This is a genomic window from Pseudomonas sp. FP198 (genome assembly GCF_030687895.1).
GTDB lineage: Bacteria > Pseudomonadota > Gammaproteobacteria > Pseudomonadales > Pseudomonadaceae > Aquipseudomonas.
Genome location: NZ_CP117452.1, coordinates 107,209 through 131,773, shown reverse-complemented (window position 1 = coordinate 131,773; position 24,565 = coordinate 107,209). Strand labels below are relative to the sequence as shown.

Annotated in this window: 24 protein-coding genes and 1 pseudogene; 13 read left to right on the top strand and 12 right to left on the bottom strand. The window is 61.5% G+C overall.

Translation table 11 applies throughout. The annotated features are described in order from the left end of the window. Positions 1 to 20: 20 nt before the first annotated feature. Entirely contained in the window at positions 21 to 1,463 is a 1,443-nt protein-coding gene (gene tagH, locus PSH78_RS00620) for a type VI secretion system-associated FHA domain protein TagH (RefSeq protein WP_305497876.1), read from the bottom strand. Positions 1,464 to 1,867: 404 nt separating this feature from the next. On the opposite strand from tagH, the pseudogene tssA reads away from it, so the two are divergent. From tssA to PSH78_RS00565, 11 genes and pseudogenes are all read left to right on the top strand, one after another. Continuing rightward, positions 1,868 to 2,895 (top strand): annotated as a pseudogene (tssA, locus tag PSH78_RS00615) (type VI secretion system protein TssA). Positions 2,896 to 2,976: 81 nt separating this feature from the next. Continuing rightward, the gene (gene tssB / locus PSH78_RS00610; protein WP_186633609.1) at positions 2,977 to 3,492 is read left to right on the top strand and encodes a type VI secretion system contractile sheath small subunit; all 516 of its coding nucleotides are present in this window, start codon (positions 2,977 to 2,979) and stop codon (positions 3,490 to 3,492) included. Between the two features lie 12 nt (positions 3,493 to 3,504). Then, positions 3,505 to 5,001, top strand: coding sequence for a type VI secretion system contractile sheath large subunit (gene tssC / locus PSH78_RS00605; RefSeq protein WP_305497874.1), 1,497 nt, complete (start codon positions 3,505 to 3,507; stop codon positions 4,999 to 5,001). Between the two features lie 222 nt (positions 5,002 to 5,223). After that, positions 5,224 to 5,712, top strand: a complete 489-nt coding sequence (locus PSH78_RS00600) for a type VI secretion system tube protein Hcp (protein ID WP_186615146.1) — start codon at positions 5,224 to 5,226, stop codon at positions 5,710 to 5,712. An 81-nt stretch (positions 5,713 to 5,793) separates the two neighbouring features. Next, positions 5,794 to 6,246: a type VI secretion system amidase effector protein Tae4 gene (locus PSH78_RS00595; RefSeq protein WP_305497872.1), complete on the top strand. Its 453-nt coding sequence runs from the start codon at positions 5,794 to 5,796 to the stop codon at positions 6,244 to 6,246. After that, positions 6,246 to 6,671 (top strand): hypothetical protein, encoded by a 426-nt coding sequence (locus PSH78_RS00590; protein ID WP_305497871.1) that lies wholly within the window; start codon positions 6,246 to 6,248, stop codon positions 6,669 to 6,671. Before PSH78_RS00595 ends, PSH78_RS00590 begins: the two co-directional genes overlap by 1 nt. Beyond that, on the top strand, positions 6,665 to 7,177 hold the full coding sequence (tssE, locus tag PSH78_RS00585; protein ID WP_305497870.1) for a type VI secretion system baseplate subunit TssE: 513 nt from the start codon (positions 6,665 to 6,667) through the stop codon (positions 7,175 to 7,177). The genes PSH78_RS00590 and tssE overlap by 7 nt, the downstream gene beginning before the upstream one ends. Continuing rightward, positions 7,174 to 9,033 (top strand): type VI secretion system baseplate subunit TssF, encoded by a 1,860-nt coding sequence (tssF, locus tag PSH78_RS00580; RefSeq protein WP_305497869.1) that lies wholly within the window; start codon positions 7,174 to 7,176, stop codon positions 9,031 to 9,033. The genes tssE and tssF overlap by 4 nt, the downstream gene beginning before the upstream one ends. Beyond that, entirely contained in the window at positions 8,997 to 10,049 is a 1,053-nt protein-coding gene (gene tssG / locus PSH78_RS00575; protein WP_305497867.1) for a type VI secretion system baseplate subunit TssG, read from the top strand. Before tssF ends, tssG begins: the two co-directional genes overlap by 37 nt. Beyond that, on the top strand, positions 10,042 to 12,732 hold the full coding sequence (gene tssH, locus PSH78_RS00570) for a type VI secretion system ATPase TssH (RefSeq protein ID WP_305497865.1): 2,691 nt from the start codon (positions 10,042 to 10,044) through the stop codon (positions 12,730 to 12,732). Before tssG ends, tssH begins: the two co-directional genes overlap by 8 nt. Positions 12,733 to 12,890: 158 nt before the next feature. After that, positions 12,891 to 14,831, top strand: coding sequence for a type VI secretion system tip protein VgrG (locus PSH78_RS00565; RefSeq protein WP_305497863.1), 1,941 nt, complete (start codon positions 12,891 to 12,893; stop codon positions 14,829 to 14,831). Positions 14,832 to 15,043: 212 nt separating this feature from the next. Here PSH78_RS00565 and PSH78_RS00560 read toward each other — a convergent pair whose 3' ends face one another. From PSH78_RS00560 to PSH78_RS00525, 8 genes are all read right to left on the bottom strand, one after another. Further along, positions 15,044 to 15,307, bottom strand: a complete 264-nt coding sequence (locus PSH78_RS00560; protein WP_305497862.1) for a hypothetical protein — start codon at positions 15,305 to 15,307, stop codon at positions 15,044 to 15,046. Further along, positions 15,304 to 15,624, bottom strand: a complete 321-nt coding sequence (locus PSH78_RS00555) for a hypothetical protein (RefSeq protein WP_305497861.1) — start codon at positions 15,622 to 15,624, stop codon at positions 15,304 to 15,306. Before PSH78_RS00555 ends, PSH78_RS00560 begins: the two co-directional genes overlap by 4 nt. Continuing rightward, entirely contained in the window at positions 15,625 to 16,158 is a 534-nt protein-coding gene (locus PSH78_RS00550; RefSeq protein WP_305497860.1) for a hypothetical protein, read from the bottom strand. Then, positions 16,155 to 17,453 carry a PAAR domain-containing protein gene (locus PSH78_RS00545; RefSeq protein WP_305497859.1) on the bottom strand — a complete coding sequence of 433 codons (1,299 nt, stop codon included), beginning with the start codon at positions 17,451 to 17,453 and terminating at the stop codon, positions 16,155 to 16,157. Before PSH78_RS00545 ends, PSH78_RS00550 begins: the two co-directional genes overlap by 4 nt. Positions 17,454 to 17,551: 98 nt before the next feature. Continuing rightward, complete coding sequence (locus PSH78_RS00540) at positions 17,552 to 17,974, bottom strand: GTP pyrophosphokinase (RefSeq protein ID WP_305497857.1); 423 nt, start codon at positions 17,972 to 17,974, stop codon at positions 17,552 to 17,554. Continuing rightward, positions 17,971 to 18,186, bottom strand: a complete 216-nt coding sequence (locus tag PSH78_RS00535) for a hypothetical protein (protein ID WP_305497856.1) — start codon at positions 18,184 to 18,186, stop codon at positions 17,971 to 17,973. Before PSH78_RS00535 ends, PSH78_RS00540 begins: the two co-directional genes overlap by 4 nt. Position 18,187: 1 nt before the next feature. Beyond that, entirely contained in the window at positions 18,188 to 19,561 is a 1,374-nt protein-coding gene (locus PSH78_RS00530) for a PAAR domain-containing protein (protein ID WP_305497855.1), read from the bottom strand. 54 nt (positions 19,562 to 19,615) lie between these two features. Further along, positions 19,616 to 20,050 carry a DUF1795 domain-containing protein gene (locus PSH78_RS00525; RefSeq protein WP_305497854.1) on the bottom strand — a complete coding sequence of 145 codons (435 nt, stop codon included), beginning with the start codon at positions 20,048 to 20,050 and terminating at the stop codon, positions 19,616 to 19,618. A gap of 245 nt (positions 20,051 to 20,295) precedes the next feature. Here PSH78_RS00525 and PSH78_RS00520 point away from each other — a divergent pair, with 245 nt between their 5' ends. Further along, positions 20,296 to 22,227, top strand: a complete 1,932-nt coding sequence (locus PSH78_RS00520; protein ID WP_305497853.1) for a type VI secretion system tip protein VgrG — start codon at positions 20,296 to 20,298, stop codon at positions 22,225 to 22,227. 31 nt (positions 22,228 to 22,258) lie between these two features. Further along, positions 22,259 to 22,693 carry a DcrB-related protein gene (locus tag PSH78_RS00515; RefSeq protein WP_305497852.1) on the top strand — a complete coding sequence of 145 codons (435 nt, stop codon included), beginning with the start codon at positions 22,259 to 22,261 and terminating at the stop codon, positions 22,691 to 22,693. Between the two features lie 179 nt (positions 22,694 to 22,872). On the opposite strand, the gene PSH78_RS00510 is transcribed toward PSH78_RS00515, so the two are convergent. The 3 genes from PSH78_RS00510 to PSH78_RS00500 all read right to left on the bottom strand — a co-directional run bounded on the left by PSH78_RS00510 (position 22,873) and on the right by PSH78_RS00500 (position 24,487). Continuing rightward, positions 22,873 to 23,082, bottom strand: coding sequence for a hypothetical protein (locus tag PSH78_RS00510; protein ID WP_305497851.1), 210 nt, complete (start codon positions 23,080 to 23,082; stop codon positions 22,873 to 22,875). A 114-nt stretch (positions 23,083 to 23,196) separates the two neighbouring features. Beyond that, on the bottom strand, positions 23,197 to 23,847 hold the full coding sequence (locus tag PSH78_RS00505; protein WP_305497850.1) for an HAD family hydrolase: 651 nt from the start codon (positions 23,845 to 23,847) through the stop codon (positions 23,197 to 23,199). A gap of 88 nt (positions 23,848 to 23,935) precedes the next feature. After that, positions 23,936 to 24,487: a gamma carbonic anhydrase family protein gene (locus PSH78_RS00500; protein ID WP_305497848.1), complete on the bottom strand. Its 552-nt coding sequence runs from the start codon at positions 24,485 to 24,487 to the stop codon at positions 23,936 to 23,938. Positions 24,488 to 24,565 lie beyond the last annotated feature (78 nt).

The window sequence follows — 24,565 nt, the reverse complement described above, 5'->3', positions numbered from 1 at the left end:
GTTGTCTGGCCCGGTGACGTTCAACGACGTCGCTGTCGCGTGCTGTGTTCTTCGTAGGCGCGGCTGAACTCCCGACCGAACAGGTCCTGGAAGTCTTCCTGGGCCTCGCGGGAAATATTGCTGTAGAGCTCGGTGAATTGCTGCCAGTACTGGGCCTGGCGCGACCCGCTGAAAATCCCCGACAACCCGCCGGGCTTGCCCATGCGTTCTTCCAGCTGGGCCGGCTCGAAACGCGCCAGCAGATGCTTGATGGCCGCTTCCACACCGGCCATTACCGCCAGTTGATGGGCGCGCAAATCGTCAAAGCTGTCACGCACCGCCACGTCCGGCGCCATGAAGGCCTGGTTGCCGTGGCGCAACAGCAACAGCAGCGCTTCGTCGACGTTCGGGGCAAATTTGAGCGGGTTGTTTTCCACCGGCTGGATCATCGTCTGCTGGATGCGGAATTCACCCTTGAGGCTGCTGCGGGCGCGCAGCACATCGATCAGGCCCTCGACCATCAATCGATAGCTGCGCCCGATGCTTTCCATCTGCGCCTCAGCCTGGGCTTTGTCCAGGCGCAACTGATCCAGCCCGGCGCCGCGCAGGAACGCCTGCAGCAGGTCGGGGCCAGAGGTGTCGGTTGGGGTGGCCGTCGGCTCGACGCGGCTGACCGGCGCTTCGCGTGGTGGTGCCGGTTCAATCGGCGCAACGACTTGCGGGATCGGCGGCGCGGGAACGGGCTCGATCACCGGCAATGGCGGCACGGAAACCGGCTCCGGCAGCGGCGCCACGGGAATCGGCGCAACCGGCGCAGGCGTGTCGCTGAACAGGTCCCAATCATCCGGGATAACCGGAGCAGGCGTCATCGGCAGCGGCTGGACCACTGGCGGCGGGCTCGGGCGCGGAATCGGCGTGGGCGGGCGGAAATCATGTTGCTCGGCCGGAACATGATCGGGCTGGGTGGCCGGAGGTACGCTGCCTGGAGCGAGGAAGTCGAACAGGTCCGGCAGCGTGTCCATGGACGACACGCCCTGGAAATGCGCAGGCGTGGCCACGGGTATCGGCGCCGGCGTATTCACGGCAGCACCCTGGCGCCCCATCAAGGCTTCGAAGCTGCTAGGCGCTTCGGCGAACGGGTTGCTGTCGGTGACCGGAAGGCTGAAATCCACGCGCGCCTGGATCTCGTAATCACCGATGCGAATGACTTCGCCATCCTGCAGCGGCTCGCTGTTGCCTTTGCGCAGGCGAATGCCGGCCTTGACCAATTCCACGCCATTGGTGCTGTTATCGGTCAGATAATAGCGCCCGTCCTTGTATTGGATAACGCAATGTTGTCCAGAAACCAGGCGCTCCGGGTCAGGCAATACCCAGTCATTATCGGAATTACGGCCAATTGCCATCACGCCTTGGTTCAGGGTCTTTTCAGAACACTGTCCAGGGGTAATCTTGTGATAACTAGTGATAGTCAAACACAGCGGCATCTTGCCTCCTTGCTGATTACTTCTTTTCGCCGACGGAACAATGGACTGAGCCCCCCGGCTGCGCGCTAAAAACCTTGCAAACAACCCGGAACGGCGTTTTGCCAGCATGATTGCTGATCTTAACCGGCCTGCGTGACAAAAAAACCTGCATCGGTGCCTGCTTCGACCTACCGGTCGCGCGGGTTGTTAAGCACCTCACAACTGTCACATCGGCGAAATAGCTTACCTTGACAAGGGATAAGTACTACACCAAAAATGCACAACTTCTTGAATATACATGATGGCACTATAAGATCATCTCGCACTTATAGCGCCATTACGGTCAAGGAACATGTGAAGTTTCATCCGAAACTTTCATGTGCACTGCCCGACTTCTTCAGCGGGTGATAGGGAGATCGATCCAAGTGGATGTGCCTTTGCTGCTCGCCGCCGTTTCCGCGAATTCGCCTTGCGGTGAAGACCTGGAATATGACGCGGATTTCTTGCGCCTGGAACGCGATTCCCGAGGCCAGCCCGAGCGCAGCATGGGCGACTCGATCCTGCCTGCAGAACCCCCTGAATGGCGCAGCATCCAACAGCAAAGCCTGGACCTGCTTGCGCGCAGCAAAGACCTGCGCATCACCCATTTCCTGCTGCAAAGCTCCCTGGCCCTGGAAGGCATTCCCGGCCTGGCCCGTGTATTGACGCTGATCAACGAGTTGCTCAAGCAATACTGGGCCGACCTGCACCCGCGCCTGGATGCCGATGATGACAACGACCCTACCGTGCGCATCAATGCCCTTGCCGGCCTGACGTCGGACGTCACCATCCGCCTGCTGCGCGAAAGCATCCTGGCTCGCTCGCGCACGTTCGGCAACGTCAGCCTGCGCGCCGCCGCCAACGCCAGCGGCTTGCAGAGTTTCCCTGATGAAAGCCTCGGCGCCGAACAACTCGCCGGCGCCCTGCTCGACAGCGATCCCGAGCAGTTGGAAGTCATTCGTGCCGCCCTGCTGGAAGCCCGCAGCGCCGCGGAGTCCATCGAACAGCAAGTCAGCGACCAGGTCGGTTCCGCCCAAGGCGTGGACCTCGGCCCGCTGAAACAACCGCTGAAGATGGCCTTGCAGAGATTCTCGGTCAGTTCGCCCCGCAGAGCGGCGACAGTGCCCTTGCCGATCCCGTCGAAGCCGACAACGCCGCGCCGGTTGAATACGCCAGCGCACCCAGCACGCCGCGCAGTACCGTCGCCGGAGAAATCAACAACCGCGACGATGTCCTGCGCAGCCTGGACCGGATCCTGGCGTACTACACCCGTCATGAGCCCTCCAGCCCGCTGCCGGTGCTGTTGAACCGGGCGAAGAATCTGGTGCACGCCGATTTCGCGGCGATCGTGCGCAACCTGATTCCCGACGGCATGAGTCAATTTGAAAACCTGCGCGGCCCGGAAAGCGAATAAAAAGCGAGCGGATCACGCAGTCACGTCATAGGTACCCCCGATGACGCCAACACCGTCGCTCAAGCGACCAGGAGCAGCAACGTGGCGAAGCAAAGTTCTCAGAAATTCATCGCGCGCAACCGCGCGCCTCGAGTGCAGATCGAGTACGACGTCGAGCTCTACGGCGCCGAGAAAAAGGTCCAGTTGCCCTTCGTCATGGGGGTAATGGCGGACCTGGCCGGCAAGCCCGCGGAGCCTCTGGCGCCGGTGGCCGATCGCAAGTTCCTCGAGATCGACGTCGACAACTTCGACTCGCGTCTCAAGGCCATGCAGCCTCGCGTGGCGTTCCATGTGCCTAACGAACTGACCGGCGAAGGCAACCTGAGCCTGGACCTGACGTTCGAAAGCATGGACGACTTCAGCCCTGCGGCCGTGGCCCGCAAGATCGATTCGCTGAACAAGCTGCTCGAAGCGCGCACCCAACTGGCCAACCTGCTGACCTACATGGACGGCAAGACCGGCGCCGAGGAAATCATCATGAAGGCGATCAAGGACCCAGCGCTGCTGCAGGCCCTTGCCAGCGCGCCGAAGCCCGCCGATGCAGAGCCCAAGGCTTAAGGACAAACGATCATGAACGATTTGGTACGCGACAATCAGCCCCAGAACCTGGGCGCCACCGAAGAAACCAGCGAGTTCGCCTCGCTGCTGCTGCAAGAATTCAAGCCCAAGACCGAACGCGCCCGCGAAGCCGTCGAGACCGCCGTGCGCACGCTGGCCGAGCAGGCCCTGGCGCAGACCGACCTGGTGTCCAACGACGCCATCAAGTCGATCGAGTCGATCATCGCCGCGATCGACGCCAAGCTCACCGCCCAGGTCAACCAGGTCATCCACCACCCGGACTTCCAGCAACTGGAAAGCGCCTGGCGTGGCCTGCACTACCTGGTCAACAACACCGAGACCGATGAGCAGCTCAAGATCCGCGTGCTCAACATCTCCAAGACCGACCTGCACAAGACCCTGAAGAAATTCAAGGGCACCGCGTGGGACCAGAGCCCGCTCTTCAAGAAGATGTACGAAGAAGAATACGGCCAGTTCGGCGGCGAGCCTTACGGCTGCCTGGTCGGCGACTACTACTTCGACCAGTCGCCACCGGACGTGGAACTGCTGGGCGAGCTGTCGAAAGTCTGCGCCGCCATGCACGCGCCATTCATTGCCGCCGCCTCGCCAACCGTCATGGGCATGGGCTCGTGGCAGGAACTGTCGAACCCGCGCGACCTGACCAAGATCTTCACCACGCCGGAATACGCCGGCTGGCGTTCGCTGCGTGAATCGGAAGACTCGCGCTACATCGGCCTGACCATGCCGCGCTTCCTGGCGCGCCTGCCGTACGGCGCCAAGACCGACCCGGTGGAAGCCTTCGCCTTCGAAGAAAGCACCGACGGCGCCGACAGCTCCAAGTACACCTGGGCCAACGCCGCGTATGCGATGGCCGTGAACATCAACCGCTCGTTCAAACACTTCGGCTGGTGCTCGCGCATCCGCGGCGTTGAGTCCGGCGGTGAAGTGGAAAACCTGCCGGCCCACACGTTCCCGACCGATGACGGTGGCGTGGACATGAAGTGCCCGACCGAAATCGCCATTTCGGACCGCCGTGAAGCGGAACTGGCGAAGAACGGTTTCATGCCGCTGCTGCACAAGAAGAACACCGACTTTGCCGCCTTCATCGGCGCCCAGTCGTTGCAGAAACCGGCCGAATACGACGACCCGGACGCCACCGCCAACGCCAACCTGGCCGCGCGCCTGCCGTACCTGTTCGCCACCTGCCGTTTCGCCCATTACCTGAAGTGCATCGTGCGCGACAAGATCGGCTCCTTCAAAGAGAAGGACGAGATGCAGCGCTGGTTGCAGGACTGGATCCTCAACTACGTCGATGGCGATCCGGCGCACTCCACCGAGACCACCAAGGCCCAGCATCCACTGGCTGCCGCCGAAGTGATCGTCGAAGAAGTCGAAGGCAACCCGGGGTACTACAACTCCAAGTTCTACCTGCGCCCGCACTATCAGCTCGAAGGGCTGACCGTGTCGTTGCGCCTGGTATCGAAACTGCCGTCGGCCAAGGGCGCGTAAGGATTTACTGAACGTTACAAAGCCAATGTGGGAGCGAGCTTGCTCGCGATGGCGGTGGATCAGTTGTCATGTCTGTATCTGACACTCCGCTATCGCGAGCAAGCTCGCTCCCACAGGGGATCTTCAGTGGGTTGGAGATCGCCTTCGTAGCGTTCAATGGCAGTAATTTCGCAAGGTCAGCGTCAACCAAACAATGTGGTAAAGACCACACAGGGAGAAAACATGGCTGTTGATATTTTCATCAAGATCGGCGACATCAAGGGCGAGTCCATGGACAAGGTCCACAAGGATGAGATCGACGTCCTGAACTGGAGCTGGGGCATGTCCCAGACCGGTAACATGCACGTCGGCAGTGGCGGTGGCGCGGGCAAGGTGAGCATCCAGGACCTGTCGCTGACCAAGTACGTCGACAAGGCTTCGCCGAACCTGATGATGCACTGCGCCAGCGGCAAGCACGTCGACAAGGTCAAGCTGACCGTGCGCAAGGCCGGCGGCGAAAGCCAGGTCGAGTACATGATCATCAACCTGGAAGAAGTACTGATCACTTCCCTGAGCACTGGCGGCTCGGGCGGCGATGATCGCCTGACTGAAAACGTCACGCTGAACTTCGCCAAGGTGCTGGTGGATTACCAGCCACAGAAAGCCGACGGCACCAAGGAAGGCGGTCCGGTCAAGTTCGGCTGGAACATCCGTCAGAACGTCAAGGTGTAATCGAACACGCCCCCGGCGCCACGCGCCGGGGGTGTTTGGTGCTTGCTCGCAACCCATCCTTTCCCTTCCGGTGTCTGAGTCATGGCCAAGCCTGCGTTTATCAATTTGTGGAAAGCCTATTCCGATTTGCTGGTCACCCATCCCGACGCGAAACCTTGCGACGGCCCTTGGGCAAACCAATGCGCGATTCGCATGAGCCTGACGCTCAATGCGGAAAAGACCATCAAGGTCAACAAGTCCACCTACACCGAACCCAAGTGCGCACATGAACACGCCAGGGGCGCCGAATCGCTGGCGAACTGGTTGTGGAAGCACCATTTGGGACGTCCAACCATCCTCAGCAATAGCCCCGCCGACCGGCAGAAGTTGATGGGCAAGACCGGGTTGATTTTCTTCAAGGATTGTTTCCAACAGTCAGGAGAGACCCCGGAAGGTCGTAGCGGCGACCATATCGATTTATGGAATCGTGGTCTGACCCAGACCAGCGACCTGTTCTACCGTTCCAAGAAGGTCTGGTTCTGGGAGCTCATCTAATGAAGAAGCCCGCGCTCGCCCTATGCCTGGCGACAAGCCTGATCAGCCTGAGCGCATGCGCCGAGCATGCCGATACGCTGACCACGCAAGCCGATTTTGTTGGTCAGCAGCTCAAGCTAGTCGACGAGCAAGGCCAGTGCACCCTGGTAAAACCTGACCAGAGTCGCATGAAACTGGACATGGAATGGCCTTGCGGCTTTAGTCTGGATAAACAGCAGAAACTGCGCGTGGAAATGTTCAACAACACCCCCATATTTGCCGTTTGGCGCAGCGAACACATGCCGGCCCCCAGCCGCGATTGCCTGAGCAAAATGCAGGCTATTCGTCAAACAGCAAAAGGTTTCGAGGCGGGAATGGTCAGCCTTTATGCGTCTTGCGGCTCCGGCGGAGACCAGAAAATGTATGTGGCACCCTTTACGTGGTAACCGAAATCGCCACCCGTGATCGTCTGCAACCGTCCCTGCTGGACCGGCTGACCGACGACGATCCGAGCAACCCGAAGGAAAGCGCCGACAAGCGCGTGCTGTCCCTTACCCAATTAAAAGCCTCGGTGCTGCGTGACCTGGCGTGGCTGCTCAACACCACGTCGTTGCTCGACGCCGATGCCACGCTGCACACCCCGGCGGGCACCTCGGTGGTAAATTTCGGGCTGCCGGCGCTGGCCGGCAACAGCGCCTCGAACATCGATGTGCCTGCGCTGGAAACGTTAATCCACCAGGCCATCGCCACGTTCGAGCCGCGTATCTTGCGCCACACCCTGCGCGTGCGCGCCCGGGCAACCGCCGAGATGAACCATAACGCCCTGAGCTTCGAGATCGAAGGCGATCTCTGGGCCCAGCCGGTACCGCTGCGCCTGATGCTGCAAACCGACCTGGATCTGGAAACCGGCCACGTGCGCGTAGTCAACGCCGACCAGCGGAGACGCCCATGAACCCGCGCCTGCTGGAGCTGTACAACCAGGAACTGCACCACGTGCGCGAAAGCGCGGCGGAGTTCGCCCAGGAATACCCGAAGATCGCCAGCCGGTTGTCGCTGGCCGGCATGGACTGCGCCGACCCGTACGTCGAGCGCCTGCTGGAAGGCTTCGCTTATCTGACCGCACGGGTGCAGCTCAAGCTCGACGCCGAATACCCGACGTTCACCCACAACCTGTTGGAAATCGCCTATCCGCATTACTTGGCACCGACGCCGTCGATGACCGTGGTGCAGATGCAGGCCGACCCCGATGAAGGTTCACTGAGCAGCGGTTTCCCGCTGCCCCGTGACACCGTCCTGCGCGCCGCCCTGGGTCGCGAATCCCAGACCTGCTGCGAGTACCGCACCGCCCACGCAGTGACGTTGTGGCCGTTGCAGGTCAGCCAGGCCGAGTACTTCGGCAACCCGTCCGCGGTGCTCGGGCGCCTGGCCGCCAGCGAACCGAAAGCCAAGGCCGGCCTGCGCCTGACCCTGCGCACCGGCGCTGAACTGCCGTTCAACAGCCTGGCCCTGGACAACCTGCCGCTGTACTTGAGCGGCGCCGACGAACAGCCCTTCCGCCTCTACGAACAACTGCTGGGCAATGCCTGCGCGGTGTTCGCCCGCCAGCCCGGCGGCAACTGGGTCGAACGGTTGCCGCAGGATGCGTTGCGCGCGCAAGGCTTCGATGACGCCGAGGCCGCGCTGCCGGTGGTGTCGCGGGCGTTCCAGGGTTATCGCCTGCTGCAGGAATATTTCGCCCTGCCGCACCGTTTCCTGTTCGTCGATTTCACCCAGCTCGGTCGCGCGGTCAAGCGTTGCGATGGCCAGGAGCTTGAGCTGATCGTGCTGTTCGACCGCCACGATCCGAGCCTGGAAGGCAGCGTCGGCGCTGCGCAGTTCCTGCCGTTCTGCACGCCGGCGATCAATCTGTTTCCCAAGCGCCTGGACCGCATTCACTTGTCGGACCGGGTCAACGAACATCATGTGATTGCCGACCGCACCCGGCCGATGGATTTCGAAGTGCATTCGCTGACCGGGCTGGCCGGCCACGGCACCGGCCCGGAGCAGCCGTTCCTGCCCTTCTACGCCGTCCGTGATCCGTCCCGCTATGGCCGCGACAAGGCCTATTACACGGTGCGCCGCGAACCGCGCGTGCTGTCCAGCGATCAACGCCGCAACGGCCCGCGCTCCACCTATATCGGCAGCGAGACCTTCGTCAGCCTGGTGGACAGCCAGCAAACGCCCTATCGCCACGACCTGCGTCAATTGGGCGTGACCGCGCTGTGCACCAACCGCGACCTGCCGCTGTTCATGAGCGTGGGCAACGGCAAGACCGACTTCACCCTGGCCGACAGCGCGCCGGTGGGCGCGGTGCGCTGCGTCGCCGGGCCGAGTCGCCCGAGGGCCAGCCATGCCCACGACGCCAAGGCCTGGCGGCTGATCAGCCAGCTGTCGCTGAACTACCTGTCCTTGAGCGAACAAGGCCAGGGCGCGGCCGCCCTGCGCGAACTGCTGCGCCTGTATGGCGACAGCAACGATGCGGCGCTGCAATTGCAGATCGAAGGCCTGCGCGAAGTCAGCAGCAAGGCCTGCACCCGGCGCCTGCCGATGCCCGGCCCGATCGTGTTTGGTCGCGGCCTGGAGATCACCCTGGAATTCGATGAAAACGCGTTTCGCGGCACCGGGGTGTTCCTGCTCGGCGCGGTGTTCGAACGCTTCCTGGCACGCTACGTGTCGATCAACAGTTTTACCGAGACGGTGATCCGTACCACCGAACGCGGCGAGATCATGCGATGGAAAGCCAAGCCCGGACGTCGTCCGACCCTGTGAGCACCCTGGAAGCGATGCACCAGGAACCCTGGGAATACGACTTCTTCCAGGCGTTGCGGCGCATCGAGTGCGAATCCCCCGAACTGCCGCGCCTGGGCCATTCCCTGCGCCTGGCCGATGATCCGCTGCGCCTCGGGCAACAGGCCGAGTGCACTTTCGCGCCGGCGACCCTGGCCTCGGTGCAACCGGGCGTCGACGGTGCGCCGGCGCGCCTGGAGCAATTTTTCTTCGGCCTCGGCGGCCCCAACGGCCCGATGCCGCTGCACATCACCGAATACGTGCGCGAACGCCAGCGCAACAATGGCGACAGCACCAGCAAACGTTTTCTCGACGTCTTCCATCATCGCCTGCTCAGCCTGTTCTACCGGGCCTGGGCCGAAGCACGGCCGACGGTCAGCCATGATCGCCCGGACGATGATTACTGGTCCGCGCGCCTGGCGGCACTCAGCGGCCGGGGCATGCCGAGCCTGCTCAACCAGGGGCTGATTCCCGACACGGCGAAGCTGCACTACAGCGGTCACCTGTCGGCGCAAACCCGCTACCCGGACGGTTTGAAAGCGATCCTCGGCGAGTACTTCGGCCTGCCGGTGGAAATCGAAGAATACGTCGGCCAATGGCTGGAACTGCCGGAGCGCAGCCGCGTCGGCGTCAGCGCCCATCAACTGGGCGTGGACTTCTGCCTGGGCCGCTACGTGTGGGATCGCCAGCACAAATTCCGCATTCGCCTGGGACCGCTCAAGCTCGTCGACTACATGGGCATGCTGCCCGGCAGCCAACCGTTCAATGAGCTGGTGGCCTGGGTCGCCGAATATCTCGGGCACGAACTGGACTGGGACCTGAACCTGGTCCTGGAGCAGCCCGAAGTGCCTGCACTACAACTCAATGGCCGTTTCCGGCTGGGTTTCAACACCTGGCTGGGACGCCCCGAAAAAGATGCCAACGATCTAATACTGGCCCGGCATTACGCCGAACAGGCCAACACCTCACAGACCTCAAGGAGCCATGAGCATGGGTGAAATCAGTCGCGCCGCGTTGTTCGGCAAACTCAACAGCGTGGCCTACAAAGCCATCGAAGCCGCCACCGTGTTCTGCAAGTTGCGCGGTAACCCTTATGTGGAACTGGCCCACTGGTTTCATCAGTTGCTGCAACTGCAGGACTCGGACCTGCACCGCATCATCCGCCAGTTCAACATCGAGCCGGCGCGCCTGGCCCGCGACCTGACCGACGCACTGGATCGTTTGCCAAGGGGGTCGACCTCCATCACCGACCTGTCGTCCCATGTGGAAGAGGCCGTGGAACGCGGCTGGGTCTACGGCAGCCTGATGTTCGGCGAAAGCCAGGTGCGCACCGGTTACCTGGTGCTGGGCATCCTCAAGACGCCGAGCCTGCGTCATGCGCTGCTGGGCCTGTCGTCGGAATTCGACAAGGTCAAGGTCGAAGCCCTGAGCGAACGGTTTGACGAATACGTCGGCGACTCGCCGGAAAACGCCCTGACCGCCAGCGACGGCTTCAACGCCGGTGCCGTGCCCGGCGAAGCCAGCGGCGCGATGGCCCCCAGCGCCATGGGCAAGCAGGAAGCGCTCAAGCGTTTTACCGTCGACCTCACCGAACAGGCCCGCAGCGGCAAGCTCGATCCGATCGTCGGCCGTGACGAAGAGATCCGCCAACTGGTGGATATTCTCATGCGCCGTCGGCAGAACAACCCAATCCTCACCGGTGAAGCCGGCGTCGGCAAGACCGCGGTGGTCGAAGGTTTTGCCCTGCGCATCGTCGCCGGTGACGTGCCGCCTTCGCTCAAGGACGTGGAGCTGCGCAGCCTCGACGTTGGCCTGTTGCAGGCCGGCGCGAGCATGAAAGGTGAATTCGAGCAGCGCCTGCGTCAGGTCATCGAAGACGTCCAGGCCTCGCCGAAACCGATCATCCTGTTCATCGACGAAGCCCACACGCTGGTGGGTGCCGGTGGCGCCGCCGGCACGGGCGACGCGGCCAACCTGCTCAAGCCGGCCCTGGCCCGCGGCACCTTGCGCACCGTCGCCGCCACGACCTGGGCCGAGTACAAGAAGCACATCGAAAAGGACCCGGCGCTGACCCGGCGTTTCCAGGTGGTGCAAGTCGCTGAGCCGTCGGAAGACAAGGCTTTGCTGATGATGCGCGGCGTGGCCTCGACCATGGAAAAACACCATCAGGTGCAAATCCTCGACGAAGCCCTCGAAGCCTCGGTCAAGCTGTCCCACCGCTACATTCCCGCGCGCCAGTTGCCGGACAAGTCCGTGAGCCTGCTGGACACTGCCTGCGCCCGCGTCGCCATCAGCCTGCACGCCGTACCGGCCGAAGTGGACGACAGTCGCCGGCGCATCGAAGCGCTGGAAACCGAGCTGCAGATCATCGCCCGTGAACATGCGATCGGTATCGCCATCGGCACCCGCCAGACCCAGACCGAAAGCCTGCTCGCCGCCGAGCGCGAACGCCTGGCCGAGCTGGAAAGCCGTTGGGCCGAAGAGAAAACCCTGGTCGACGAACTGCTGGAAACCCGCGCCACCCTGCGCGAGCGCGTCGGCCTGGTGGACAGCGAGGACGGCAGCGAAGCTTCCGACAACGACAGCCAGGCCCTGCGCGAGAAACTGGTGGACCTGCAACAGCGCCTGACCGCCCTGCAAGGCGAGACCCCGCTGATCCTGCCGACCGTAGATTACCAGGCCGTGGCCTCGGTGGTCGCCGACTGGACCGGAATCCCGGTGGGCCGCATGGCCCGCAACGAACTGGAGACCGTGCTCAACCTCGACCAGCACCTGAAAAAACGCATCATCGGCCAGGACCACGCCTTGCAGATGATCGCCAAGCGCATCCAGACCTCGCGCGCCGGCCTCGACAATCCGAGCAAGCCGATCGGCGTGTTCATGCTCGCCGGCACCTCCGGCGTGGGCAAGACCGAAACCGCCCTGGCCCTGGCCGAAGCCATGTACGGCGGCGAACAGAACGTCATCACCATCAACATGAGCGAGTTCCAGGAAGCCCACACCGTGTCCACCCTCAAGGGTGCGCCACCGGGCTACATCGGTTATGGCGAAGGCGGCGTGCTGACCGAAGCCGTGCGGCGCAAACCGTACAGCGTGGTGTTGCTGGACGAGGTGGAGAAAGCCCACCCGGACGTGCATGAGATTTTCTTCCAGGTGTTCGACAAAGGCGTGATGGAGGACGGCGAAGGCCGGGTGATCGACTTCAAGAACACCTTGATCCTGCTGACCACCAACGCCGGCACCGAGCTGATCGCCCAGGTCTGCAAGGACCCGCAGAACGTGCCCGAGCCGGAAGAAATCGCCAAGGCCCTGCGCCAGCCGCTGCTGGAAATCTTCCCGCCGGCGCTGCTCGGCCGCCTGGTGACGATCCCCTACTATCCGCTCAGCGACGAGATGCTCAAGGCCATCACCCGCCTGCAACTCAACCGCATCAAGAAGCGCGTGGAGAGCACCCACAAAGTGGCCTTCGATTACGACGACGCGGTGATCGACCTGATCGTCTCGCGCTGCACCGAAACCGAAAGCGGCGGGCGCATGATCGACACCATCCTGACCAACAGCCTGCTGCCGGACATGAGCCGCGAGTTCCTGACTCGCATGCTCGAAGGCAAGGCCATGGCCGGCGTCCGAATCAGCGCCGTGGATAACGAACTGCAATACGATTTCAGCGACGCGGGCTGAGTTCAGGGAACACCGCACGACCCCTGTGGGAGCGAGCTTGCTCGCGATAGCGCAGTCACATTCAACATCCACGTTGACTGACATACCGCTATCGCGAGCAAGCTCGCTCCCACAGTTGATTGCGTTACTCCATTTACACAACTTGCACGAGACATCCGATGTTATTCAACCAAGCCTCCCGCCTGGCGAAAATCACCAGCCCCCTCGGGCCCGAGGTGCTGCTGCTCAAGGACATGGGCGGCGGCGAAGAGCTGGGGCGGCTGTTCAACTATGAGTTGCAGCTGCACTCGCTGGACAACGCCATCGACCTCAATCAACTGCTCGGCAAGCCCATGTGCGTGAGCCTGCAGCTCGATGGCGGTGGCGAGCGCTACTTCCATGGCATCGTCGCCCGTTGCAGCCAGAACGTCGACCAGGGCCAGTTCGCCAGCTACCAGGCCACCTTGCGCCCGTGGTTTTGGCTGCTGACCCGCACCTCCGATTGCCGCATTTTTCAGAACCTGACCATCCCGCAGATCATCAAGCAGGTGTTCCGCGACCTGGGTTTCTCCGACTTCGAAGACGCCCTCAGCCGCCCGTATCGCGAGTGGGAATATTGCGTCCAGTACCGTGAGACCAGCTTCGATTTCGTCAGCCGGCTGATGGAACAGGAAGGCATCTACTACTTCTTCCGCCATGAACAGGGTCGCCATGTACTGGTGCTGGCCGACGCCTACGGCGCCCATACCCAAGCGCCCGGCTACGCCTCGGTGCCGTACTACCCGAAGAACGAGCAGCAGCGTGAACGCGATCATATCCACGATTGGCACCTGGCCCAGGAAGTCCAGCCGGGGTCGCTTGAGCTCAACGATTACGACTTCCAACGCCCGAGTGCACACATCGACGTGCGCGCAGCCATGCCGCGCCCGCACACCGCTGGCGACTATCCGCTGTATGACTATCCCGGCACCTACGTGCAGAGCGAAGACGGCGAGCACTACGCCCGAACCCGCATCGAAGCCTTGCAGACCCTGCACGAGCAGGTCGAACTGGCGGGCAACGCCCGAGGCCTGGGCTCGGGGCATTTGTTCAGCCTGAGCGGTTTCAGCCGCCAGGACCAGAACCGCGAATACCTGATCGTCGGCGCGCGTTATTACCTTTCCCAGGAAAGCGGCGAGAGCGGCGTGGGCGCGCCTTCGGCACAGTTCGAAAGCAGCCTGACCTGCATCGACGCCCAGCAAAGCTTCCGTCCGATGGCGATCACCCACCGCCCGATCGTCAAAGGGCCGCAGACGGCTTTGGTGGTCGGGCCCAAGGGCGAGGAAATCTGGACCGACCAATTCGGCCGGGTGAAGGTGCATTTTTATTGGGATCGCCACGACCAGTCCAACGAAAACAGTTCGTGCTGGATTCGGGTGTCACAGGCTTGGGCCGGCAAGAATTGGGGATCGGTGCAGATCCCGCGCATCGGCCAGGAAGTGATTGTCAGTTTCCTTGAAGGGGATCCCGACAGGCCCATCGTCACCGGTCGTGTGTATAACGCCGAACAGACCGTCCCCTATGCGTTGCCCGCCAACGCCACCCAGAGCGGTACCAAGAGTCGTTCGAGCAAGGGCGGCACGCCGGCGAATTTCAACGAAATCCGCATGGAAGATAAAAAGGGCGCCGAGCAACTTTACATCCACGCCGAGCGCAACCAGGACATCGCCGTGGAAGTGGATGAAAGCCACTGGGTGGGTCGCGATCGCCGCAAGAACATCGACCGCAACGAAACTGTACGCATTGGCGAAGACCGGCTGCGGGCCGTGCAGCGCAACGATACGTTGCTCGTCGGCGGCGCCAAGAGCGACAGCATCGCGACCCAATACCTCATCGAGGCGGGTTCGCAGATTCGGCTGGTGTGTGGCAAAAGCGTGCTGGAGTTCAACGCCAGTGGCGAGATCAATATCTCCGGCACCGCGTTCAACCTCTACGCCAGTGGCAATGGCAACATCGACACCGGCGGCCGCCTGGACCTCAACTCCGGTGGCGCAAGCGCCGTGGACCCCAAGGGCAAGGGCATCAAGGGCGTGATCGAGGCGGCGGTGAAAGCTTTGTTTCCGGCAAAGGCCAAGCAGTGAGGTTCACCGCAGGAACAACCCCAGCCTGACTGCAACGCTGCTCACTCAAGAAAAACGCTGATCCCGTGGCGAGGGAGCTTGCTCCCGCTTGAGTGCGAAGAGCGTTCACAAAAGGGGCTGCTATGCAGCCCAGCGGGAGCAAGCTCCCTCGCCACGGGGTCTGTCTACGGCCATAGTGAAAAGCACTGCGGCCTCACCGGCCCTTTCGGCGATCAGATGGCTGTGCCGCGGCTCGTTCCCGGCTGGATAATCAACAGCTCGTCCAGCTCGCGCTTTTTACAACGAGCCACAAACGGCAACGCGGCATTCGGGTCACGTCTGAACAGCTCGAAGGTTGCGCGATCGATTTCATAATGTTCCTCGTAATCGACCATGCCGTTGCTGACCGGTATGGAGACATAGAATCGACCCGAGCACTGTTCCGTCCCCACACAGAGTCCATCTTCATGGTGGACCAGGGCATCTTGAAATTTCATGCGTTCGTAAGCAGATATTGCCCAGGCTGCGTCCATGCGACTCGCAGATATTTACCGCTCAGCAATTGCTCGTCACGAAGATACTCGAACACTTCGGAGGGACACCATTCCTTGCCCGCCGAAAAGGCCACCCCCAACGAACGGAGCTCATCGAATACCTTGGCCTTCTGGGTGTTGTCCGCGACGCGCAAAACGTAGATATCTTTCTCTGCCGCGTTTGAAAATCCGATAGCACGCAGGGACGAATCCAGCCCGTTATCAATTAATCGAACGCTGACAGAATCACCGTCCGCTCTTTCCACGTAGCCCTTCAGCATTCAAAGATTGGCCGGCACAAAATCAGGGCCGCCCAGCTTGTCCCGGACGACCAGGGCTGTGCGCATCAGCGGTCCCCACAGGCCGTTCTGGCTGTTCCAGCTGGCACCGGCCCAACGCGCATCCTGGACCAGCTCAGCCTTGTTGAGCTCAAGCTGCCGCTGGAGGGCCAGCGCCACGGCGCCCATGTCGATCTCGAACAGGTCGGCATAAAGCCCATCGGGTTGTGCCTGCTTTTTGCTCAGGCAAAACCGGTAGTACCAGACCCACACCGCTGCGACATAAATCGCCCGATTGCGGTCAGGGTAGGTCGCGAGGATCTTTAGCAAGGCCGCCACGAAGCGCCCGGGAAACTGGCTGTCGTGAGTCTGTTGCCAGTAACGCAGCAACAGTTGATCGAAAGCCGCGACGATGTTCTGCGGTTCAGCATTGTCATTCTTGGCTTCTTGAAAATAGAACGGCTCGCCGACGAGGAATTTATCCAACTCGTCATTGGCCAGGGCCAGCAGTAATACGTTGTCCAAGTTGGCATTCATTGGATTTTCACCACATCCGGGTTCGCGATCAGGAAATTGATGTCGTTGTTGTGCGGGATGCCCACGTTGTCCATGACCGCTTCGCGCATACCGCCAGGATGGGTCAGGCCGCCAGGACGCCATAGCGGGTTCGCCCCATATTCATTGCCGGTTGGCATGACTACCTTGGGGCTGCTCAAGTCCATCATGTAGATCTCCTTGCCGGCCAGGCTGCCCGGGTCATAGCCCAAGGCAGACTCTAACAGCGAAACGTCGCCGGTCTTCTTGAACTCAGCCACTACACCATGCAGATCTGACTTTGCCATGACGTATTTGTTAGGGCTAAAGGTCTGGTACATGGGGTTGGCGATGTCATCCGGCGTGAATAGAAAAGCACCGCCTTCATCCTGGAAGACCTTGAGGTGCTCGGCGATATAGGAGTCCTCAAGGTAATCAGCAGCACTCTTCGGTCTGCTGAACTTGGGCATCGAAGCGATATCGTCCGACGTGTAGCCCGGTTTGAAGCGCACCGTGGCCGGTTTGGGGCCAGCACCAATCTTCGCCATTTTCGGGCCAAGGCCCAACAGCGCCATTCCTGCCACGCCCTGGAGCAGGTCCCGGTACCCGGGTCCCAAGCGATCCCCCAGATCCCCCAGCAATGCCATGCCAGCCATCATCGTGCCGCCGATCACCACAAAGCCGACCAAAGCGGCCACGCCGGCCATGGCCGCCAGAATCGCCGCCCCCCCCATGGCCAGCATCCCCAACGCTTCCAACCCAGTGTGCATCCACCCTTCAAGATCCAGCACAAACGCCACCGACACCGTCGGTCCGCCGATGAAGGTGTTCGGGCTGCCGCTCTTGATGTGAGCACCGCAGACCATTTTGCTGTGCAGGCGCGCCGCTGGTTTGCCGTTGATGAACACCGTGGCGCTGCCTTCGGCGATCAGCACCGGGAAGGGCCAGATCGGATGATTCATCGGCAGCCCGGTGCAGGAAGAAGCGATGTCTTCGCCCGCCCGCATGGCATTTCGATCGTTGATATAGACGTTGAAGCTGCCCATGATCAACGCCCCCGTGGTCGGCTCGGGCAGGTTGAATATGGTGGACAGGCCCTTGACGATCTGGAACATCGACAAGCCGCCAGCCGCGATCGAGCCGGCCATGATCGCCAGCGCCACACCGCCCGTGGCCACCGTCGCGGCGACGACCGCAGCGCCGATCAAGGCGCCGGCCACGGCTCCGGCGACCATCGCGGCCAACCCGAACCCGTGGGCTATTTCGTCACCCAGACGGGCTGCTGCCTGTGCATCCATTGCGAAAAACTACCTTACGGGTGTGTACGACTGCACAGGGGATATCGATATCAGAGATCGCCGGTCTTGCCTTCAACGATCAGATGGCGGCGGATGATTCATTGCTCTTGCAGATAACGCAATGCCCGATGATATTTCGCGGCGCGTTCCAGGTCCTTGTCTCGCACGACGGGCAGCCGGGTGAGATCAAGATTGTCGTGGATGTCCGCTATTTTCACTTGGGTCGCCAGTGGATTGGGACGAATCCGCGCAATGAATTGTTCATAGGTCTCGCCCTGGCGCTTGGTCAAGCAATCGATAGCCGTCACCGCGGCCTCGGGAATGCCAAGCTCGCGCAGCTCATCCAGCGTGACATCGCCGTCTTCGACCACATCATGCAACAGGCTGACCAGTTGCTCTTCAAGCCCGTCGAACTTCATCATCAGGCGCAACGGGTGGAGAATGTAGGGCTTGCCGGCCTTATCCACCTGGCCCGCGTGGACCTTTGAAGCCAAGGCGATTGCAGCGTCCAGAATGCTCATCGGCGGTCAAAGCCCTTCTCGTATTGTTCTTTGGAAATCTCGCGACCATACAAGACGGCGTCGTTGTACAGCCTGTTGTCCGCGGGAACCGGTTGTTCGCTTTCGGCAGCATAAAACTTCCTGAATACGGTCCCGGTGCGATGATCCCAACGGAAGGTGACCTCTTCGTGGTCGTAGTCCAGGAATACATCCCGACTGGCGAAGGCACTCAATTCAATTCCCACCGTTCCCCCTGACTGCGTCGTAATAGGCCTTGCTCTTGTCCGCGATAGCTTGCGCCTGCGGACTGGCCTTGTCCAAGACCCGGAAGTCTTCGTAATACTTGTGGCCCAGCCCGCCAGGGACCTGGGTTTTTGCGGCGACGGCATTATAGGTGTCGTCCCCCAGCAACACCCGAGCCAGCGGCTCTGGCTCCTTGGCGTAGATCATTTCCGGTGAGTTGACCTGGATTTCTCCCGGTATTCCAGCGCGGGTCTGCATCGTGGAATTGACGCCGCTATAGCCCATTTCGTTAGCGGCACCGTCAATCACTTTCACGTTCGCGCCGCGCTTGCCGAGCTCTGCCGCAACGGAACTGATCTGGTCGGATTCGACAATGATCGTGTTCCTGGCCAGGTCCTTGATCCGGGTCGCATCCCCACCATAATCGTTGTCGATTTTCTCTCGGGCACGCGCCTCGGACTTGATCGGCGCCTTGGCGACCTTGCCCCCATATTGGGCGGCGATTTCATCGGCGACGGTATCGATTTCCGCTTTGGCGGCCGGGGCTTTTGCGTAGACCTCTTCGAAGGTCTTGGGAGCCTTGGAGGTGGTGGCTGGCTTGCCCAGTTTCGCCAGCTTCGGCCCCATGCCCAGCAAGGCCATGCCCGCCACGCCTTGCAATAGATCCCGGTAACCCGGACCAAGGCGGTCACCCAGGTCCCCCAGCAGTGCCATGCCTGCCATCGCGGCACCGCCAATGGCGACGGCTGCAGCAAGGGCGGCGGCGCCGGCCATCGCGGCCAATACCAGCGCAGCACCCGCAGCCACGATTCCCAACGCTTCCAGGCCGGTATGCAACCAGCCTTCGAGGTCCAGCACAAACGCCACCGACACCGTCGGTCCGCCGATGAAGGTGTTCGGGCTGCCCGTCTTGATGTGGGCGCCGCAGACCATTTTGCTGTGCAGGCGCGCCGCCGGTTTGCCGTTGATGAACACCGTGGCGCTGCCTTCGGCGATCAGCACCGGAAAGGGCCAGATCGGATGGTTCATCGGCAGGCCGGTGCAGGAAGAGGCGATGTCTTCGCCCGCCCGCATGGCATTGCGATCGTTGATATAGACGTTGAAGCTGCCCATGATCAACGCCCCCGTGGTCGGCTCGGGCAGGTTGAATATGGTGGACAGGCCCTTGACGATCTGGAACATCGACAAGCCGCCAGCCGCGATCGAGCCGGCCATGATCGCCAGCGCCACACCGCCCGTGGCGACCGTCGCGGCGACGACCGCAGCGCCGATCAAGGCGCCGGCCACGGCACCAGCGACCATCGCGGCCAACCCGAACCCGTGGGCTATTTCGTCACCCAGACGTGCCGCCGCCTGTGCATCCATCGCGGGAATCTACCTCACTGTTTGGTCTGACTGCGCAGTGGCACGTATCGAATCTCAGACAATCGGAGGCTGTGGCTTGAGCGAATGCATCGCCAGCTTCCAGGCCGGCTCGTGATAGGCGAAGTCGTTGGGTGTGGTGGTCAAGGTGGTGATCAGTACGGACGGCTTACGCTCGATGAAAACCTGGCGCAGCATCAGGTCGCGTCCTTCGCGTTGCCAGGTGTAATCCAGCAAGGTGGTGGTGTGCCCATGCAGCGCCGTGTCCCAGCGCTGGACCAGCTTGAAGCCCGGCAATTGCTGCTCCGCGCTTTTGAGTTGGCGGTCCACGTACTCGGCAAAGGGAGCGTCACCCTGGGTGGCATCGCGGCTGATGACGAAACTGGCCTCTTTGGCGGGTCCCACTGCCGGCAGCTTGAAAATGTTGATGCTCTGGTCCTGCCAGGTATCGGGGATTTCGAGATCGGCTTCTTGAATGCGGTATGAGGTCACAGTAATCGCTTTCCATGGACATGAGGTGACGCGTGGAGGAGCAGATATTCGGGTAATGCCTGGCAACAATCAAGAACCGGGTTCCTCTCCTCCAGGTAACCCTCTACATTATGCGATCAGCGTCACCACTCTGGCGATTCACGCCTCTGCAGAAGCCATCGAAGGGCATATTCTGTTGATTTTTTGAATCAGACCATTGCAGTCTTCGCCAGCATAAGGGACTGCGGCAGCGATAAGGACAACCGATGGTATTCAACCAAGCCTCACGCCTGGCAAAGATCACCAGCCCCCTCGGACCCGAGGTGCTGCTGCTCAAGGACATGGGCGGCGGCGAAGAGTTGGGGCGGCTGTTCAACTATGAGTTGCAGTTGCACTCGCTGGACAACGCCATCGACCTCAACCAGGTGCTGGGTAAACCCATGTGCGTCAGCCTGCAACTGGACGGTGGCGGCGAGCGCTATTTCCACGGCATCGTCGCGCGCTTCAGCCAGAACATCGACCAGGGCCAGTTCGCCAGCTACCAGGCCACCTTACGGCCCTGGCTGTGGCTGCTGACCCGAACGTCCGACTGCCGGATCTTCCAGAACCTGACGGTTCCGCAGATCATCAAGCAGGTGTTTCGCGACCTGGGTTTCTCCGACTTCGAAGACGCCCTCAGCCGGCCTTATCGCGAGTGGGAATACTGCGTCCAGTACCGCGAGACCAGCTTCGATTTCGTCAGCCGGTTGATGGAACAGGAAGGCATCTACTACTTCTTCCGTCATGAACAGGGTCGCCATGTACTGGTGCTGGCCGACGCCTACGGCGCCCATACCCAAGCGCCCGGCTACGGCTCGGTGCCGTACTATCCGAAGAACGAGCAGCAGCGTGAACGCGATCATATCCACGATTGGCACCTGGCCCAGGAAGTCCAACCGGGGTCGCTTGAGCTCAACGACTACGACTTCCAGCGTCCCAGCGCGCGCATCGATGTACGTTCGGCTATGCCGCGCCCGCACACCGCTGGCGACTATCCGCTGTATGACTATCCCGGCACCTACGTGCAGAGCGAAGACGGCGAGCACTACGCCCGCACCCGCATCGAAGCCTTGCAGACCCTGCACGAGCAGGTCGAGCTGGCCGGCAATGCCCGAGGCCTGGGCTCGGGGCATCTGTTCAGCCTGACCGGCTTCAGCCGCCAGGACCAGAACCGCGAATACCTGATCGTCGGCGCGCGTTATTACCTTTCTCAGGAAAGCGGCGAGAGCGGCGTCGGCGCGCCTTCGGCACAGTTCGAAAGCAGCCTGACCTGCATCGACGCCCAGCAGAGCTTTCGCCCGATGGCGATCACCCACCGCCCGATCGTCAAGGGACCGCAGACGGCTTTGGTGGTCGGGCCCAAGGGCGAGGAAATCTGGACCGATCAGTTCGGCCGGGTGAAGGTGCATTTTTATTGGGACCGTCACGACCAGTCCAACGAAAACAGTTCGTGCTGGATTCGGGTGTCGCAAACCTGGGCCGGGAAAAACTGGGGCTCGATGCAGATTCCACGTATTGGGCAGGAAGTCATCGTCAGCTTCCTCGAAGGCGATCCGGACCGACCGATCATCACCGGACGTGTCTACAACGCCGAGCAGACCGTGCCTTACGACCTGCCTGAGAATGCCACCCAGAGCGGCATGAAAAGCCGTTCGAGCAAAGGCGGCACGCCGGCAAATTTCAACGAAATACGCATGGAAGACAAGAAAGGCGCCGAGCAGCTTTACATCCATGCCGAGCGCAACCAGGACATCGTGGTCGAGGTGGATGAGAGCCATTCGGTCGGCCACGACCGCACCAAGAGCATCGGCCACGACGAAACGGTGATCATCGGCAACAACCGCCTGCGCATCGTCAAGCAGGAGGACATCCTGTCGGTGGGCCAGCGCAAGACCGACAGCATCAGCCAGAGCTACGTCATTGAAGTCGGCGAAAACCTGCGCCTGGTGTGCGGTGAGAGCATCCTGGAGCTCAACGCCAGCGGCCAGATCAACCTGACCGGTGTGCAGATCAGCTTCTACGCCAGCGGCGATGCCGAGTTCAACACCGGCGGTGTGCTGCACCTGAACAACGGCGGCGGCCCCGGTGCCACGCCGGACGGCCAGGGCGTCAAGGCCAGCATCGATGCCAACGTCGCCGCCGCCTTTCCCAAAGGCTAACCCAAAGGCTAACTTCGAGACCTGATGCGCCATGACTTACCGTTTGAATGAATTTCAGCTCCAGCTGCCACCCAGCGAGTTGCTCGACGCCTCGATCAACATCCTCAAGTTTCCCGAATTGGGCACGTCCCTGATCGTCAGCCGCAGCCTGCTCGCCGAGGGAGAAACCCTGCAAAGCAACCTCGACGACCAGCTCAAGCGCCTGGAAAAGCAAGTCCAGGACCTGCGCTGCCAACCGGGCGCCACGTTGCGCGTGGGGGCTGGGCAGGAAGTCGAAGCCATCGAGTTGCGCAGCCAGTTCAACAAGGGCAACGAAAAGGTCTTTCAGTATCAGCTCGCGCTGGTACTGCCGGGCACACGCAAGATGCTTGCCCTGAGCTACGTCAAGGCCGAGAAGCTGGGCGACACCGAAGCGGCGCATTGGGCGACGATCAAGGGATCGCTGGTGTTTGACGCGCCGGTTTGATAAGCGCCGGGCTCGTGTGGCGAGGGAGCTTGCTCCCGCTGGGGCGTGGAGCCGCCCCGAAAATCCGCCGGGCGTGGGGCGTCAGGCACACCTTATCCGCTGGTTTTGCGACTGCTTCGCAGCCGAGCGGGAGCAAGCTCCCTCGCCACAGGGGTCCACCATGTCCCGGATTTATTTTTTCATTTTATCGTTGCGTCCCTGACCGGCAGAGTCCTTTGTGCCACCGGGCGACGCTCGCGGCGCTCCACCAGCATTTCATCGGCGACTTCGGCCGCGCTCTCCGCAATCAACTCGGGACGGCGGCCCGGTAACTGCTGCATCACCTGCGGCAAGGCGCTGACAAAATACATATCCCAGATCACCTGCTCCGTTTGCGACAGCTGAATCATGCGGTTCTCCTTGCTCGATGGATAAACTTTCTGCAGAGAACCTATGCCCGGTGGCAGGTGCTGAAAATCAGACAATTCCTTAGAGCATGTCGGACGTTTCCGATAGTTGTGTCTTCAGCCCCGCAAAAATGCCTGGTGCAACTCTTCCAGTGTCTGGAAATGATGTACCGGGTTCTGCGCACTCAACTCCTCGAAACTGCCGAATCCGTACCCCACCGCCGCCGCGTCCAGACCATTGCTGCGCGCGCCGATCAAGTCATGTTCGCGGTCGCCGATCATCAGGGTGCTGGCCGGGTCAAGGCTTTCTTCGGCCATCAGGTGGGCGATGAGCTCGACCTTGTTGGTACGGGTGCCATCCAGTTCGCTACCGTAGATCACCTTGAAGTGCCGGGCGAAATCGAAATGACGGGCGATTTCCCGGGCGAAAATCCACGGCTTGGACGTGGCAATGTAGAGCTGTCGGCCTTGGCCACCAAGCGTTTCCAGCAGCGGCACGACACCGTCGAAGACACGGTTTTCATAGAGGCCGGTGACCTTGAAGCGCTCGCGATAGAAATTTACTGCGTCCCAGGCTTTCGCTTCGTCGAAGGCATAGAACTGCATGAAGGCCTGCAATAGCGGTGGGCCGATGAAATGTTCGAGACGGGTCAGGTCGGGTTCGTCGATGCCCAGTTTGCCCAGGGCGAACTGAATCGAACGGGTGATGCCCTCGCGCGGGTCGGTAAGCGTGCCGTCGAGGTCAAAGAGTATGGTCTGGTAGTGCATGGCTGGTCCTGAGGAAGTAAGTGGGGCTGCTACGCAGCCCAGCGGGAGCAAGCTCCCTCGCCACGAGAATAGGGGCCTGGCAAACCACTCAAGGCTGGTCGTAGCCTTCGGCCAGATGCAAATCCTTGAGCTTCACGTAATTCGCCGCGCTGTAGGTGAAAAACGCCCGCTCTTTGTCCGTCAGCGGCCGGACCTGCTTCACCGGGCTGCCCACATACAAAAAGCCGCTCTCCAGGCGCTTGCCCGGCGGTACGAGGCTACCGGCGCCGATGATCACGTCGTCCTCGACCACCGCGCCATCCATCACAATGCTGCCCATGCCGATCAGGATCCGGCTGCCCACCGAGCAGCCATGGAGCATGACTTTGTGGGCGATCGTAACGTCGTCACCAATCAGCAACGGGAAGCCATCGGGGTTGAACGGCCCGGCGTGGGTGATGTGCAGCACGCAGCCGTCCTGGACGCTGGTGCGGGCGCCGATGCGGATGCGGATGCGGTGCATGTCGCCGCGAATGACGGTCAGCGGCCAGACCGAACTGTCTTCGCCGATCTCGACGTCGCCGATCACCACCGCGGTGCTGTCGACAAAAGCCCCCCGGGCAAGCCGCGGGCTGTGGTTCTGGTACGTTCGAAGGGTCACGATAGGCTCTCTCTTGTCCGATGATAGGCGCTGCTAGCTGCGGTGAACGCCGATTGTAATTAAGATGGGCCCATGTTT

Coding starts and splice junctions, on each gene's coding strand:
- PSH78_RS00595 (WP_305497872.1), top strand. CDS start 5,794: ATGGCCAAGCCTGCGTTTATCAATTTGTGGAAAGCCTATTCCGATTTG.
- PSH78_RS00600 (WP_186615146.1), top strand. CDS start 5,224: ATGGCTGTTGATATTTTCATCAAGATCGGCGACATCAAGGGCGAGTCC.
- PSH78_RS00515 (WP_305497852.1), top strand. CDS start 22,259: ATGACTTACCGTTTGAATGAATTTCAGCTCCAGCTGCCACCCAGCGAG.
- PSH78_RS00565 (WP_305497863.1), top strand. CDS start 12,891: ATGTTATTCAACCAAGCCTCCCGCCTGGCGAAAATCACCAGCCCCCTC.
- PSH78_RS00590 (WP_305497871.1), top strand. CDS start 6,246: ATGAAGAAGCCCGCGCTCGCCCTATGCCTGGCGACAAGCCTGATCAGC.
- tssF (WP_305497869.1), top strand. CDS start 7,174: ATGAACCCGCGCCTGCTGGAGCTGTACAACCAGGAACTGCACCACGTG.
- PSH78_RS00550 (WP_305497860.1), bottom strand. CDS start 16,158: ATGAATGCCAACTTGGACAACGTATTACTGCTGGCCCTGGCCAATGAC.
- PSH78_RS00560 (WP_305497862.1), bottom strand. CDS start 15,307: ATGAAATTTCAAGATGCCCTGGTCCACCATGAAGATGGACTCTGTGTG.
- PSH78_RS00555 (WP_305497861.1), bottom strand. CDS start 15,624: ATGCTGAAGGGCTACGTGGAAAGAGCGGACGGTGATTCTGTCAGCGTT.
- PSH78_RS00540 (WP_305497857.1), bottom strand. CDS start 17,974: ATGAGCATTCTGGACGCTGCAATCGCCTTGGCTTCAAAGGTCCACGCG.
- tssC (WP_305497874.1), top strand. CDS start 3,505: ATGAACGATTTGGTACGCGACAATCAGCCCCAGAACCTGGGCGCCACC.
- tagH (WP_305497876.1), bottom strand. CDS start 1,463: ATGCCGCTGTGTTTGACTATCACTAGTTATCACAAGATTACCCCTGGA.
- tssH (WP_305497865.1), top strand. CDS start 10,042: ATGGGTGAAATCAGTCGCGCCGCGTTGTTCGGCAAACTCAACAGCGTG.
- tssG (WP_305497867.1), top strand. CDS start 8,997: ATGGAAAGCCAAGCCCGGACGTCGTCCGACCCTGTGAGCACCCTGGAA.
- PSH78_RS00505 (WP_305497850.1), bottom strand. CDS start 23,847: ATGCACTACCAGACCATACTCTTTGACCTCGACGGCACGCTTACCGAC.
- PSH78_RS00545 (WP_305497859.1), bottom strand. CDS start 17,453: ATGGATGCACAGGCAGCAGCCCGTCTGGGTGACGAAATAGCCCACGGG.
- PSH78_RS00510 (WP_305497851.1), bottom strand. CDS start 23,082: ATGATTCAGCTGTCGCAAACGGAGCAGGTGATCTGGGATATGTATTTT.
- PSH78_RS00530 (WP_305497855.1), bottom strand. CDS start 19,561: ATGGATGCACAGGCGGCGGCACGTCTGGGTGACGAAATAGCCCACGGG.
- PSH78_RS00520 (WP_305497853.1), top strand. CDS start 20,296: ATGGTATTCAACCAAGCCTCACGCCTGGCAAAGATCACCAGCCCCCTC.